This window comes from Aurantiacibacter suaedae (assembly GCF_005434915.1).
GTDB classification, from domain to species: Bacteria; Pseudomonadota; Alphaproteobacteria; order Sphingomonadales; family Sphingomonadaceae; genus Alteraurantiacibacter; species Alteraurantiacibacter suaedae.
In genome coordinates, this window is the sequence record NZ_SKCG01000003.1 from 260486 (window position 1) to 272799 (window position 12314).

The 12314-nt window shown below is 63.8% G+C and carries 16 protein-coding genes; 7 read left to right on the plus strand and 9 right to left on the minus strand.

Annotation, left to right across the window (positions count from 1 at the left end):
- From E0473_RS12245 to E0473_RS12255, 3 genes are all read left to right on the plus strand, one after another.
- Nucleotides 1–366, plus strand: a complete 366-nt coding sequence (locus E0473_RS12245; RefSeq protein ID WP_137681176.1) for a hypothetical protein — start codon at nucleotides 1–3, stop codon at nucleotides 364–366.
- Nucleotides 335–595, plus strand: a complete 261-nt coding sequence (locus tag E0473_RS12250; protein WP_137681177.1) for a hypothetical protein — start codon at nucleotides 335–337, stop codon at nucleotides 593–595. Before E0473_RS12245 ends, E0473_RS12250 begins: the two co-directional genes overlap by 32 nt.
- Nucleotides 596–988: 393 nt before the next feature.
- Nucleotides 989–1189, plus strand: coding sequence for a hypothetical protein (locus E0473_RS12255; RefSeq protein WP_137681178.1), 201 nt, complete (start codon nucleotides 989–991; stop codon nucleotides 1187–1189).
- Nucleotides 1190–1217: 28 nt separating this feature from the next.
- On the opposite strand, the gene E0473_RS12260 is transcribed toward E0473_RS12255, so the two are convergent.
- On the minus strand, nucleotides 1218–1964 hold the full coding sequence (locus E0473_RS12260) for an SDR family oxidoreductase (RefSeq protein ID WP_137681179.1): 747 nt from the start codon (nucleotides 1962–1964) through the stop codon (nucleotides 1218–1220).
- A gap of 140 nt (nucleotides 1965–2104) precedes the next feature.
- Here E0473_RS12260 and E0473_RS12265 point away from each other — a divergent pair, with 140 nt between their 5' ends.
- The gene (locus E0473_RS12265) at nucleotides 2105–2980 is read left to right on the plus strand and encodes an AraC family transcriptional regulator (protein ID WP_137681180.1); all 876 of its coding nucleotides are present in this window, start codon (nucleotides 2105–2107) and stop codon (nucleotides 2978–2980) included.
- Between the two features lie 216 nt (nucleotides 2981–3196).
- Here the strand turns inward: E0473_RS12265 and E0473_RS12270 are convergent, their stop codons facing one another.
- From E0473_RS12270 to E0473_RS12305, 8 genes are all read right to left on the minus strand, one after another.
- Nucleotides 3197–3883, minus strand: a complete 687-nt coding sequence (locus E0473_RS12270) for a phage virion morphogenesis protein (RefSeq protein ID WP_241657493.1) — start codon at nucleotides 3881–3883, stop codon at nucleotides 3197–3199.
- 3 nt (nucleotides 3884–3886) lie between these two features.
- Nucleotides 3887–4390: a phage tail protein gene (locus tag E0473_RS12275; protein ID WP_137681181.1), complete on the minus strand. Its 504-nt coding sequence runs from the start codon at nucleotides 4388–4390 to the stop codon at nucleotides 3887–3889.
- 2 nt (nucleotides 4391–4392) lie between these two features.
- Nucleotides 4393–4614, minus strand: coding sequence for a tail protein X (locus E0473_RS15740; protein ID WP_137681182.1), 222 nt, complete (start codon nucleotides 4612–4614; stop codon nucleotides 4393–4395).
- Nucleotides 4614–5090: a head completion/stabilization protein gene (locus E0473_RS12285; protein WP_137681183.1), complete on the minus strand. Its 477-nt coding sequence runs from the start codon at nucleotides 5088–5090 to the stop codon at nucleotides 4614–4616. The genes E0473_RS15740 and E0473_RS12285 overlap by 1 nt, the downstream gene beginning before the upstream one ends.
- Nucleotides 5090–5278, minus strand: coding sequence for a hypothetical protein (locus E0473_RS12290; RefSeq protein ID WP_137681184.1), 189 nt, complete (start codon nucleotides 5276–5278; stop codon nucleotides 5090–5092). Before E0473_RS12290 ends, E0473_RS12285 begins: the two co-directional genes overlap by 1 nt.
- Before the next feature lie 100 nt (nucleotides 5279–5378).
- Nucleotides 5379–6335 (minus strand): phage terminase small subunit, encoded by a 957-nt coding sequence (gene gpM, locus E0473_RS12295; protein ID WP_137681185.1) that lies wholly within the window; start codon nucleotides 6333–6335, stop codon nucleotides 5379–5381.
- Nucleotides 6336–6404: 69 nt separating this feature from the next.
- Entirely contained in the window at nucleotides 6405–7418 is a 1014-nt protein-coding gene (locus E0473_RS12300; protein WP_137681186.1) for a phage major capsid protein, P2 family, read from the minus strand.
- Nucleotides 7419–7472: 54 nt separating this feature from the next.
- A complete protein-coding gene (locus E0473_RS12305; RefSeq protein WP_137681187.1) occupies nucleotides 7473–8318 on the minus strand; it encodes a GPO family capsid scaffolding protein in 846 nt (281 codons plus the stop codon).
- Between the two features lie 153 nt (nucleotides 8319–8471).
- On the opposite strand from E0473_RS12305, the gene E0473_RS12310 reads away from it, so the two are divergent.
- From E0473_RS12310 to E0473_RS12320, 3 genes are all read left to right on the plus strand, one after another.
- Entirely contained in the window at nucleotides 8472–10295 is a 1824-nt protein-coding gene (locus E0473_RS12310) for a terminase large subunit domain-containing protein (protein ID WP_137681188.1), read from the plus strand.
- Nucleotides 10292–11296 (plus strand): phage portal protein, encoded by a 1005-nt coding sequence (locus E0473_RS12315; protein ID WP_137681189.1) that lies wholly within the window; start codon nucleotides 10292–10294, stop codon nucleotides 11294–11296. The genes E0473_RS12310 and E0473_RS12315 overlap by 4 nt, the downstream gene beginning before the upstream one ends.
- Nucleotides 11297–11418: 122 nt before the next feature.
- Nucleotides 11419–12246 carry a DNA adenine methylase gene (locus tag E0473_RS12320; RefSeq protein WP_137681515.1) on the plus strand — a complete coding sequence of 276 codons (828 nt, stop codon included), beginning with the start codon at nucleotides 11419–11421 and terminating at the stop codon, nucleotides 12244–12246.
- Nucleotides 12247–12314 lie beyond the last annotated feature (68 nt).

A 12314-nucleotide genomic window follows, 5' to 3' on the forward strand; every position in this document is an offset into this window, starting at 1 on the left:
ATGCGCGGGCTTGCCGATCTGCTCGGCGTGCCGCGCTGGTTGGTGCTCGCCGCCGCAGTCGCTGTGCTCGTCGGCGGCAGTGCGCTGCTGGTGCGCTGCCACGATCGCGGTGTGATCGATGGTCACGAGAAAGCGCGCAGCGCCCGGCAGGCTCGCGCCGCGAGTGAGGCCGACCGCACCGCAATCGCGAACGATGCCCAGCGCGCCCAGGTCCGGGCGGCTGACAGCCATAAGATGAGGGAGGCCATCGACCATGCCGAAGCGATCGATCCGCAAGCTGTGCGTCAGCCCGCTGGCCCTGCTGTGCGCGCTGCTGCCGACAGCCTGCGCGACCGTGCCGAAAGATCCGGCGGCACCGCCAATTGAATGGAGCGAGCCGGTCGCCTGGCCCGAATTGCCGCCGGGCGAAGCGACATGCCCGGCAGGCGATGCGGTCGGCAGTGCGATCCCTTGCTTGTCCGACCGGCAAGCAGCGCAGCTGATGGCGGGGCTGGCCGATGCGCTTGACGAAGCCAACGGTAGGCTGGCGAACCTGCGCGACTGGTTCGCGGCCTATGGCGCTGCCAGCGGGCAGAAGCTGGCGAGTTCGCGATGACCAATTAGATGGCCAATATTGGTGTGGATTGCGGACTTATGAACACGAGGGACAGCTTGCGTCGTTGCGATACGATCCTAGAACTAGGCCACGATGATTGATGAACATCCTATTTGGCAGTGCGTGATGTGAGAGAGAAGCGCGTTGGCTTCTTGCTCCTGCTTCTCGTATCGGCATTGGTCGTAGGCAGCGGCTACTTGTTCGCTGGACCTTATTTTTTTATAGCTCTTCTGTCCTTCGACAATCCGATCTTTTCGTCGGTTTTCATCGCGCTAATTGTCTCTCCGCTTGCTTACCTATGGATTGGACGCAGCCAATGACGAGCGTCCCTGCAACAGTTTGCGGGTGGTTTTCTGCCATTGCGGCCCCGGCGGATCGCCTTCTGGTGTGCTCATGAGCACTTCGCCTACCAGCGTCGGACTTGGCGGGGACGGTGACGAGATTGTGGCCATCGACGACATTGAACGCTCCTTTGGGGTCAAGCTTGATAAGTCCCACGCGGCACAATGGCACACTGCTGGCGATGTGTTCGCATCGCTCTGCCAAGCGCTGCCTTCCGACAATGGTGGGGAAGACCAGTGGCCGCGCTTGTGAAAGCGAACGTCCAATGGTCGGCGGTTCCTCAATCCCCGTCGATCATGCGTGCTACGATCTCGCGCACCTTGTTATCGCGTTCGGCGAAGCGGAACGGCTCGACCTCTTCCACAACGATCTCGTCGGCTTCCGGTTGTTCGTTCAGGTGCGCCATTACATCATCCGCGAACTTATTGAGCGGCACGCTATGGGGGGACTCTTTCAAGCCTTCCAACAGGTCGGTCGCGACTTGCGGGGGGATGATCTCTATAACCTGTGCATCCCCTTCCAGCAGAGCGCGAAGCGCCACCACGTAGGAGTGGACCGCCGCCTTGCTCGCTGAGTAGGTTGCCGCTGCGGGATAGGGGACGAACCCGGTGCCCGAAGACACCACGAGGATTGCTGAATCAGGCTGGTCCTTCAAATGGTCAACCAGCGCATCGATAACCCGGATAGGACCGAGCAGATTGGTCTCCACGATTTTTTCCGCACGAGAAAGATCGCGAGCAGTCGTCGGATCTTCGGCTCCGGAAATTCCGGCGCAGTTGAGTAGGACGTTGAGACCGGGATGGTCGGCTATCACCCCTTTGGTCACGGTTTTGACCGCAACGGGATCATCGACGTCCAGCTCGTAGAACGTCATTCCGTCCCGACCTGCGACAGCCTCTTCCAGTGCATCGCGTCGTCGCCCGGAGACGATGACCTCGTTGCCCTGGTCATGCCAGCGGTGGGCGAGTGCCCGTCCGATGCCGGAACTACCGCCGGTGATGAAGATCGTGTTGCCGCTGCGTTTCATGTCTGCTCCTGCGCGTGAATGGCGAAAATAGGTAGCAGACGCCCGACCGCCATGCCCAATCCTGGCGCATTCTTGCCTATTCCTGCTCAATCCCTATCCCATCGGTCTCTCAGATGATTCGATCGCGAGGATAGGCGCCAATGGACCCAATGGTTGCAAAGCTGGGATGCGCCGCCACCAGACATGCCTGCGAAGGTCTCGTCACCACGCCGATTGCGAATTTCGGCCTTCTCAAGGTCAGCCGGGAAACCGATCTTCCGCCGGAAATCTACCGACCCGTCGTCAGCCTCATTGTTCAAGGTGAGAAACAGCTTACGATCGGCACACAGGTTCTGACGTATCGCGCCGGAGATACCTTCACCACATCGCTGGACCTGCCGGTGTCGGCGCGGATCACGAGGGCCAGTCCCGAAAGACCCTATCTCGCAATCAGTTTCGCTATCGATGCGGGGCTCGTCGGGGATATGTTTCTTAACATGCCGGATCCTGCCGAGCCCCTGCCCGAGCGGGGCTTCGCTGTCGATCGGGCAGGATCGCAACTGCTCGATGTATACGGCCGGGCTTTATTCTTGCTCGATCAACCGGAAGACGCGTCGGTCATGGCGCCGCTTCTGGAGCGCGAACTTGTATATCGGCTCCTAAAAGGTCCGCAGGGTGCGGCGTTGAGACGGCTCGTAACCGGAACCCACGCCATCGCTGGCGTGCGAGAAGCAATCGAAAGGATTGGCCAGAGTTACAAAGATCCGTTCAGCGTTGAAGAGATCGCCAGGGCGGTCGGCATGAGCGCGTCTGCCTTTCACCGGCATTTCAGAACCGCCACGGGCATTACGCCGCTCCAATACCAGAAGACCCTTCGGCTCTACGAGGCGCGGCGCTTGCTCGTGACGCAGTCAGTCACCGTCGGTTCGGCCGCCTTTTCCGTGGGATACCAGAGTGTATCGCAATTCACGCGTGAATATCGGCGAATGTTCGCAGCACCACCGGGCCGAGATACCCGCCCGCGGTCATCGGTTTGATAGCACGACAATAGCAATTGTTGCCGCCACCGGATCTGAAATCCAATTGTTTCATCACCCATCACTGGCGAACCAGCCCCCGAACCGATCGACGGCTATCGGTGAGCTAGGTTTTAATGATGTATGTCCAATAATAGAGTCGGAAACTGACTGGCAGCTTTTAGCGAACTGAGCGGTATAGAGGATCGGTCTGTCCGCTAGCGAAGTCCCGCAAATCTAAGTCAGTGACTTGCTTTCCAGATGCTCGATCACGGCATCGAGTAGCTGCTCGCGTTCGCGCGCGGTCATCCCCAGCAGCTCGCGCCGCGCATAGCGCACCTCACGCGATTGCCGCGCGGGGCGGTCGCGCAGGCCAAACTGGTGAACCGTGGCGACCGCCGCGACGCTTCCGGCAAAGCCGATCCACGCCTCGTTGTCGTTCTGCCCGGTGTGCAGCACGCCAGAGCGGCCGATCTTGCGGAACATGCGGCGGTCGCGGATCTTGCTCCGCTTTCGGATCTTGCCGCCGCCTGCGTTGTCTTCCTCGGGATCGACCCGCAGCCACTTGATCACCTTGGCATATTCGAAGCTGCGCAGGCCGCCCGCCTCGCGGTCGAAGCCGGTGAACACCGGCCCCTGCTTTTCCCAGCTCTTCATGAACACCAGGCGCGGCGTGCCCGATCCGCCCGAGGGATAGAGGAACTTGACCGCATAGTTGCCCGGCACCGGCTCGGGCGGGGCCTTGCGCCTTGCAAAGTCGGAGCCATCGGGGTTCTTCTGTGCGCGGATGCGCTGCTGGTTCGCGCGGCGCATCTCGGTCGCCACCTTGCGGAACAGCCGCCGCCTTGCCTTTGGCTCAAGCGACTTGAGCATCCCGCCGACAAAGGCTTCCAGCTCGGCCAGATCGCCGTCGATCTCGGCCATCGGTCAGGTCTCCTGCTGCGGCACCAGCAGTTCTTTCGCGCTGCCGCCGGGAGCATAGATCTCGCGTAGTAGGGCGAGCTGCTCGCTCAGCGGTTCTGTTCCGGGAATGGCGGGCTCGGGGCGGGGAGCGACGGCATAGCCACCGTCGCCGCCTGGCTGGACATCGACGGCCTCGCTCAGCGGCAGCGTGATCTGCACGTCGACTGCCTGATTGTCGATCGGATCGACCTCGAAGCCGATATCGCTGACACCGGCCTGATGGTTGAGCAGCAGCTCGATCTGGTTCTCACCGATCCACACCAGCAGCGGCAGGAAGATCTGCCCCGGATCGCCGCGATAGTTGAGCAGCACGATCTCCGCCTTGTAGCGATATTCGAAGCCGAGGCTGGTGCCGATGCGCGCCGCGAGCGTGCCGCCGGTCACATAGATCGTCAGCGCATCGGGTTCACGCTGCAGCTCGGGCAGGGCGGCGGTGAGGTGCGCGCGGAGGCTGTCGGGTTTTCGCATGCTTAGTCCCACAGTTGGATGATGGACCGCTCGGGCGTGAAGCTCTCGGGGATCGCCGGAATGGTGACGAGCTGCCCTTCGGCGAGCGTGGTTGCGCCGTCGGCCAGGCCCCGGTTCAGCTCCAGCACCTGCTCGACCACGCCGCTGGTGCGGCCAAGCAGCCGCCAGCACAGCGCGTCGATGGTCTCGCCTTGCAGCGCGCGGGCCTGATGCCGGGCCGCCATCAGATCAGCTCGACCGCCGTGCGGCCGACGCCCTTGATATCGCGGATAGCGTGGACGGCATTGCGCCGGTGATCCTCGGCGCTCATGTCGAGCAGCTCGCCGCGCGATTGACCGGAGCCGGTCGCGGTCAGATCGCCATGGGTTTCGCGCAGGTCAGCCGTGGCATGGGCATAGACCGCGCGCCGCCAAAGCTTTACGAGGCGCGTCTCGTCGCCGATCATGGCAGCGGGCACGTCTGTAAGGCGTGTCCGCCCGAGATCCTCCTGCCCAGCACGCCATGCCGCCAGATCGCCGTCGACGGTGAGCACGGCACCGGACAGCGCATCGATCAGCCGGTTGTCGGGGATCAGCGTGCCGCCGATCCTCTGCACATCGCGAAAGTGGTTGATGTCGATGTCCGGCCAGAACGGGCCGAGCTGCAGGATCGTGCCCGGTGCGGTCACATCCGGCGCGGGGGAGGAGATGAAGCCTGCCATCAGTCTGCCAACCAGTCCATTTTTTGCTGGGGAGTATGGTCGGTGGCATCGCGGTCATGCATGACCGCGTAGCGTGTGCAACCGGGCAGCATGTCGGCGATGTTCGCCTTGTCTGCTTCCGTCAGCTCAATCGCGAGGGGTTGGCCCGGCTCGGCTTCGTACCAGGTGTTTCCGACCTTCACTCGCATCTGATCCTCCTGAAGAAAGTGGGGGGTGGGGATCGGGAGCGCGGTGAGGCCGGGCCTGCCGCGTTCCGTCACCGCCCCCCGGCGCCGGTGGGCGAGCTCGTCAATTGTCGGCTTGTTTCTGACCGCCCTCGGCAGGCGGGGCGGCCTGCTTGTCGAGCCAGCTGGTCAGCCGTTCGATTTCCTTCTTCACGCCGACCTTCGGCGCCAGCGCAATGGCGCGGCGCAGCTCGGCCAGAGCGGCGGTGCGGGCATGGCCTTCGGCGCCGGCGGCGGCATTATCGCCGGCAGCGCTTTCGCGGTCGGCTTCGCGCACCAGCTGCAGGCCGATGGCCTTGTGCAACTTCGCGCGCACCTGATCGGGCATGTCCTCTGCCGCCGTCAGCTGCTGGGTGCGCTGGAGCACGGCCAGATCGAAGTCGCCATCCTGCCCGATTTGGGCCAGCGCGGCATGGGCGATCTCCTCTGCCACCACGCAGCCGGTGGTGCGCTCGAAGCGCTCGGGCAGGCGCAGGCCGAAGCGCAGCACATGCTCGGCCATGTCGAGCGCCTGATCGAATTCGCCGATGTCGATGTGCCAAAGCATCATGGTGCTGATGATCTCGTCCTGCACCGCCTTGCCCGCCACGGCGGCGGCTTCGATCGAGGCGAGAACGTGCGGGCGATAGGCATCGACCATCTTGCGCTTGGCCGCGATCTTGCCCTCGGTCGACTGGATCTGGCGCAGGCTGGCGAGGTCCTCGCCCAGCGCGGCAAGCAGCAGCTGATATTCGGTCGCTTCGGCGCCGTCGCTGTCGCGTTCCGGGGCTACTTCGGCGGCGGAGCTGCTGTCGATTGCCTGCCGCGCCAGCTTCGCCCGGCGCACGATCTGGGCGGGCGTGCGGCGGCGCGGTTCGGTGGTGGCTGCCGCAAGCGTGGCGGCGGTGATGTCGAGCTGAGGGGCGGGGCGTGCCACCTTGGTTGCCGACTTGGCCCGGTCGATCTTCTGCGTCTCGGCTTCGGCCTGCGCGGCAGCGATCCTGGCGAGTTTTGCCTGCTTGATCCGGAGAGCGTGCGACATGGGCGGATTCCTCTGAAAGCCGGGGTGGGCGGGATCAGGCCGGCAAGCCGACAAGTCCCGCCCTTGGGGTTATGTTGCGAACTCGATGTTCTCGATCAGGCAGGCGAAGTCGTAATCCTCGATCACGTAGGCATCGTTCGAGGATTGGTAGTCCTCGATGCGGTCGCGTTCGGGCACGTCCTTGATGTGGCGGCGGCGCTTGCCGTCCTGCTCGTAGATCGAGAGGTTGTCGTAGCGGGTGATGAAGATCGACCCGGCCGGGAAATAGGGCACGCGATCTGCCGGAAGTCCGCCCAGACGCTTGGTGCTGGTGATCACGTCGCGGGCCAGCTGCTCGGTCGGTGCCAGCTCCTGGTTCACCAGCGGGAAGTATTTGTCGTGCAGCAGATCGCGCGAGACGATGGCGACGAGCTCGGTATCTTCCGAGGCCCAGGAGGGCAGCAGATTGGCCGTGGCATCGTAAACCAGCGCGTCGAGCGAGGCATAGTCGCCCGAGGGGCCATAGGTGACCTTGCCCGATGCGCCGACGACTTCGTCGAGCACCTGCGCGGGCTTGTCGGTGCGCAGCTTCTGCAGCCACCCGATGTTCACATCCTGCCGCAGCGGATTGGCCACCGGGTCGCTGGTGGCGGCGTGGCTGGTGCCGTTGAAGCCGACCAGGATATTGTCGAGCGCCTGGCGCTTGACGATCTGGTTCTGGATCCGCTGCTCGAAGTCGGGGAACTTCGCCCACATGTCGAGCAGCGCATAGCGAATGTGCGTGTCCGAGTTGTTCTGGAAGCACTCGTAGCCGTACTCGTCCATGGTGCTGGGCGAGGTCGTCTGGCGGGTGCCTGCGCCGCTGGTGTCGGTGTTCGAGATCAGCGGCGAGCCGACGGAGAGGCCGAGCAGCGCGCCCTTCATCTCGGGGACGGTCACCACGTTGATGCGCTGCAGGAACGCGCTCGACTCCTGTTTGCGGTCGACCAGCTTCTGCTGAACCGAAGGCTCGACGCTGAACTTGTTGCTGGCCGATTCGACCTGATTGATCTCCGCGATCCGCTCGCAGAATTCGTTGAAGAGGAGGCGGGTTTGGTTACGCATGAGAGGCTCCGGTTGATGGGCGAGCGATTGGGGAAGCGAGCGGAAAGGGTAAGGTCAGCAATCCGCGCGGACGCGGTCTGCGCCGCCGGTTCCGGCCGGGCGCTGGGTGTAGCTCTTGCTCGGTTGCTGCTCGATCGCGGCCTGTAGCGCGGCCATATCCTCGCCCAGCTTTCCGACCTTGACCGCAAAGGCCGCGTTGTTCGCGTTCAGCGCCGTTTCAAGCTTGGCGAAATGCTCCGCCATGCCGCTGGCAAAGGCCGCAATCTGATCGCTCTCGGCATCGGCAGCGGGCGGGGCGGCCGGGGCTGCTTCCGGTTCCTTCGGCGCGGCGAGCTGCGAGAAGAAATTGCGCATTGCGGCGAAAGCGCCGGTAACCTCGCTCTGGTCGGCGCCGCCACCTGCGCGATCCTCGAACTCGATCGCGAAGGCATCGGCCAGCGCGATCAGGTTATCCTTGCGCGCTTCCTCGCGGGTGCTGAACTTCAGCAGTTCGGTGCCAAGGCTCGCCGGGCTATCGGTGAGCGCGAGGCCGACGAGATATGCCTTGCCGGTGCCGGCGAAGTTCGGGTTGATCTCGACGCTGGAGAACACCTTCTGATCGGCCTTGGTCAGTTCCTTGGCCTGATCGTTGACCTCGAAGCTGGCGAACAGCGCGAGGCGTTTTTCATCCTTCCCGCCAAGTTTGAGGGTGATCTCCTCGGTGCGCACCTCGGCGACGCTGCCATAGGCATTGAACGGCGGGACGGGAGAATAGCCGCGCAGGTGCTCGCAGTTGATGCGCGCGGTGTAGGTGGCCGGATCGTAGGTCGCCGCCATCTGCTCGATATGCGCGCGCTCGATCTGGCGGCCATCGACAGTGGCGCCCTCGACGGCAACGCGGAAGAACTTGGACTTGGCCATGCTGGCAGCTCCTGGGTCGGTGTTCGGGACTTAGAATGACCCGGCCATTCCGGCCCAAGCGGCCCGTTCGGGCAACGTGGCGCGCTTGTTGTGGCGCACACCACAAATGGCGCGCGATGAACCGCGCCTCGCTCGCCCGCACCATGCGCGCGCATGGCCGACCAATCTGCGCCCTTTCCGATCCCCTATGACGCGCGCCGGGTGGCGCGCGGCTATTACTGGCGCGGGTGGGGCGTTAGCGAGATTGCGCGCGAGCTGAACCTCAAGCCCAGCACGGTGCAAAGCTGGAAGGACCGCGAAGCCTGGGACGATGACCCGGTCATCCGCCGCGTCGAGGACAGCCTCGAAATGCGGCTCAACCAGCTGATCTTCAGAGACCAGAAGAGCGGGGCTGACTTCAAGGAAATCGACCTGCTCGGCCGCCAGATCGAACGCATGGCGCGGGTGCGCCGCTACGAGGCACCCGGCGGCCACGAGGGCGACCTCAATCCGAACGTGGCCAAACGCAATGCCAAACCGAAGAAGCCTGCGGCCACGAACCTGCTCACGCCCGAGGATCTCGCGCAGCTGGAGGCGGCCTTCCTGGGTGGGCTGTTCGCCTATCAGGAAGGCTGGTGGGACAACGTCTCGCGGCGCACGCGCTTCATCCTCAAGAGCCGCCAGATCGGGGCGACCTTCTACTTCGCCCGCGAGGCGCTGATCCACGGCCTGAAGACCGGCAACAACCAGATCTTCCTCTCGGCAAGCCGCAATCAGGCGAACATCTTCCGCGCCTATATCATCGATTTCGTCTTCACTGTCACCGGCAAGCAGCTGAAAGGCGAGCACCTTACGATCCAGCGCGGCGAAGATGCAGAGGGCAACCGGCTCGAGCCGTTCACGATGTACTTTCTGGGCACGAACTTCCGCACCGCCCAGGGCTATCACGGCGACGTCTACATCGACGAGGCGTTCTGGATCCTCGGCTTCGAGCAGCTCGCCGGCGTCGCCGCGGGCATGGCCAGCCAGAAACGCTATCGCCGCACTTATTTCTCAACGCCCAGCACGCTCGCCCACGACGCCTATGGCAAGTGGAGCGGCGAGGAATTCAACAAGGGCCGGGCCAAGGACCAGCGCGCGAAGATCGATATCTCGCATGGCGCGCTGAAAGCTGGCGCGCTCGGCGATGATGGCATCTGGCGCCAGATCGTCACCATTTACGATGCCGAGGCGGGCGGCTGCGACCTGTTCGATATCGAGGAGCTGCAGCGCGAATATTCGGTCGAGCGGTTCGAGAACCTGTTCCTGTGCGACTTCATTGACGACAGCCAGTCGAGCTTCCCGCTCTCGCTGGTTAAGCCCTGCATGATCGATGCGTGGGAGGTGTGGCAGGACTTCCACCCCTATGCGCTGCGGCCCTTCGGCGATTTCGAGGTGTGGATCGGCTACGATCCGGCCGAAAGCGAAGACGGCGATAACGCGAGCTGCGTGGTGGTCGCGCCGCCAATGCCCGGTGCCAAGGGCGCTGCGGGCAAGTTCCGCGTGCTCGAAAAACTCCAGTTCAAGGGCAAGGACTACGAACAGCAGGCGGCCGAGATCCGCAAGCTCACCCGCAAGTACCGGGTGACCGAGATCGCGATCGACGGCACCGGCATGGGTTCGTCGGTGTTCCAGCTGGTCGCCAAGTTTTTCCCGATGGCGCGGCGCATCGACTATTCGCCAATGGTGAAGACCCAGATGGTGCTGAAGGCCAAGAACGTCTTCGCGCGCCGCCGGATCGAATTCGACGCGGGCTGGACCGATCTCGCCTCGGCGCTGATGTCGATCCACCCGCAGCTCACCAAGAGCCAGCGCCAGCTCACCTATGTCGCGCGTCGCAGCGCCGAAACCGGCCACGGCGATCTCGCCTGGGCGCTGCTGCACGCGCTGTTTTGCGAACCGATGGACGCCACCGATGGCAGCGGCGTCCGCAAATCCAGCGTGGAGGTTAACCGATGACAGACTTGATCGAGGCTTCGAAGCCGGGGGTGACCGCCTTCGCGCTGGACGATGCCACCTCGGTAATGGATCGGCGCGAGCTGCTTGGATACGTCGAGTGCTGGTGGAACGGGCGCTGGTACGAGCCGCCGGTCAATCCGCGCCAGCTGTCGCAGCTGCTGCAGGCGAGCGCGCACCACGGCAGCGCCATTCGCGTGAAGCGCAACATGCTGGTGAAGCACTTCGTGCCGCACCGCCTGCTCAGCCGAGATGAATTCTCGCGGTTCGCGCTCGACTTTCTGGTGATGGGCAACGGCTATCTCGAGCAGATCCCCAATGCGGTGGGCGGCACCGCGCGGCTCAGAAATTCGCTGGCACTCAACACCCGCCGCGGGCGCGACGATGTCTACTGGTTCGTCGAGAGATATTACGAGGCCCACCGGTTCGAGCCGGGCCGGATCCTGCATCTGGCCGAGCACGATGTCGCCCAGGAGCTCTACGGCAAGCCTGAGTATCTCTCGGCCTTGCAGTCGTTGCTGCTGAACGAGAACGCCACGCTGTTCCGCCGCCGCTACTACCTGAACGGCGCCCATGCGGGATTCGTGTTCTACCTTTCCGAAACCTCGATGACCGACACCGACGTCGACCAGATCCGCAAGGCGCTGCGCGATGCCCAGGGCAAGGGCAATTTCCGCAACCTGTTCCTCCATGCGCCGGGCGGCAAGAAGGACGGGGTGCAGATCATCCCGATCAGCGAAGTGGCTGCGAAGGACGAGTTCCTCAACATCAAGAATGTCACGCGCGATGACATTCTCGCCGCGCACCGCGTGCCGCCGCAGCTCTTGGGCGTGATCCCGCAGAACAACGGCGGCTTCGGCGATGTGCGCACGGCCAACGAGGTGTTCTTCATGAACGAGATCGAACCGCTGATGGAGCGCATCCGCGAGATCAACACCATGCTTGGCCAGGAGGTGATCGGCTTCACGCCATACGAGCCACTCGGCCCGAGCGCCGCCGCCTGAAGAGGCGGGGGCAGGGGCGTTGGCGCGCCCCATGCCGACGGACAGCACCCGTCATGACCCCGACGGCGCCGAATCGGTGCCATCCCGCCTTCCAGCTGGAAGCGGAACAATTAGAGAACGTCATGACAGAGTCCAGCCTTGAATCTATCCTGCCCGGCAAACTTGAGCCGGTCGCCCCGGTGAGGCCGATCGCGCCCTATATCGGCGGCAAGCGTAACCTTGCCAAACGCCTCGCGCAGCGCATCGGTGCGATCGACCACGTCACCTATGCAGAAGTCTTTGTGGGGATGGGCGGGGTGTTCTTCCGCCGCGACCTGCGGCCGAAAGCCGAAGTGATCAACGACTGGTCGGAGGATGTCTCGACGCTCTTCCGGGTGCTGCAGCACCACTACGCCGCGTTCATGGACATGATCCGCTATCAGATCACGAGCCGCGCCGGGTTCGAGAAGCTGCGGGCCATGGACCCCGCCTCACTGACCGATCTGCAGCGGGCGGCTAGGTTCATCTATCTCCAGCGGCTTGCCTTCGGAGGGAAGGTGAGCGGGCGGCACTTCGGCGTCGACGCGGCATCCGCCGGGCGCTTCGATGTGGGCAAGCTCGCGCCCATGATCGAGGCGGTGCATGAACGCCTGGCTGGCGTCGTCATCGAGCGGCTGCCCTGGGCGCAATTCATCGAACGCTACGATCGACACAACACCCTGTTCTATCTCGATCCTCCGTATTTCGGCTGCGAGAAGGACTACGGCGCGGATCTCTTCGATCGTAGCCAGTTCGAGCAGATGGCCGAGCTGCTGCGCGGCATCCGCGGCCGGTTCCTCCTGTCCCTCAACGATCACGCCGAAGTCCGCCGCCTGTTCGCGGGCTTCGACATCGAAGAGCAGTCGGTGACCTACACCGTGGGCGGTGGAGCCCGCGCCCGGCCAGCGGGCGAACTGATCATCTCCAACTAAGGCACGCACCTCGCGTCGCCAGTCAGGGCCGCCGCGGCACGTTCGCGGCGGCCTTCTTCGTGCGCCAG

Coding starts and splice junctions, on each gene's coding strand:
- E0473_RS12245 (WP_137681176.1), top strand. CDS start 1: ATGCGCGGGCTTGCCGATCTGCTCGGCGTGCCGCGCTGGTTGGTGCTC.
- E0473_RS12255 (WP_137681178.1), top strand. CDS start 989: ATGAGCACTTCGCCTACCAGCGTCGGACTTGGCGGGGACGGTGACGAG.
- E0473_RS12260 (WP_137681179.1), bottom strand. CDS start 1,964: ATGAAACGCAGCGGCAACACGATCTTCATCACCGGCGGTAGTTCCGGC.
- E0473_RS12265 (WP_137681180.1), top strand. CDS start 2,105: ATGGACCCAATGGTTGCAAAGCTGGGATGCGCCGCCACCAGACATGCC.
- E0473_RS12270 (WP_241657493.1), bottom strand. CDS start 3,883: ATGGCCGAGATCGACGGCGATCTGGCCGAGCTGGAAGCCTTTGTCGGC.
- E0473_RS12275 (WP_137681181.1), bottom strand. CDS start 4,390: ATGCGAAAACCCGACAGCCTCCGCGCGCACCTCACCGCCGCCCTGCCC.
- E0473_RS15740 (WP_137681182.1), bottom strand. CDS start 4,614: ATGGCGGCCCGGCATCAGGCCCGCGCGCTGCAAGGCGAGACCATCGAC.
- E0473_RS12285 (WP_137681183.1), bottom strand. CDS start 5,090: ATGGCAGGCTTCATCTCCTCCCCCGCGCCGGATGTGACCGCACCGGGC.
- E0473_RS12290 (WP_137681184.1), bottom strand. CDS start 5,278: ATGCGAGTGAAGGTCGGAAACACCTGGTACGAAGCCGAGCCGGGCCAA.
- gpM (WP_137681185.1), bottom strand. CDS start 6,335: ATGTCGCACGCTCTCCGGATCAAGCAGGCAAAACTCGCCAGGATCGCT.
- E0473_RS12300 (WP_137681186.1), bottom strand. CDS start 7,418: ATGCGTAACCAAACCCGCCTCCTCTTCAACGAATTCTGCGAGCGGATC.
- E0473_RS12305 (WP_137681187.1), bottom strand. CDS start 8,318: ATGGCCAAGTCCAAGTTCTTCCGCGTTGCCGTCGAGGGCGCCACTGTC.
- E0473_RS12310 (WP_137681188.1), top strand. CDS start 8,472: ATGGCCGACCAATCTGCGCCCTTTCCGATCCCCTATGACGCGCGCCGG.
- E0473_RS12315 (WP_137681189.1), top strand. CDS start 10,292: ATGACAGACTTGATCGAGGCTTCGAAGCCGGGGGTGACCGCCTTCGCG.
- E0473_RS12320 (WP_137681515.1), top strand. CDS start 11,419: ATGACAGAGTCCAGCCTTGAATCTATCCTGCCCGGCAAACTTGAGCCG.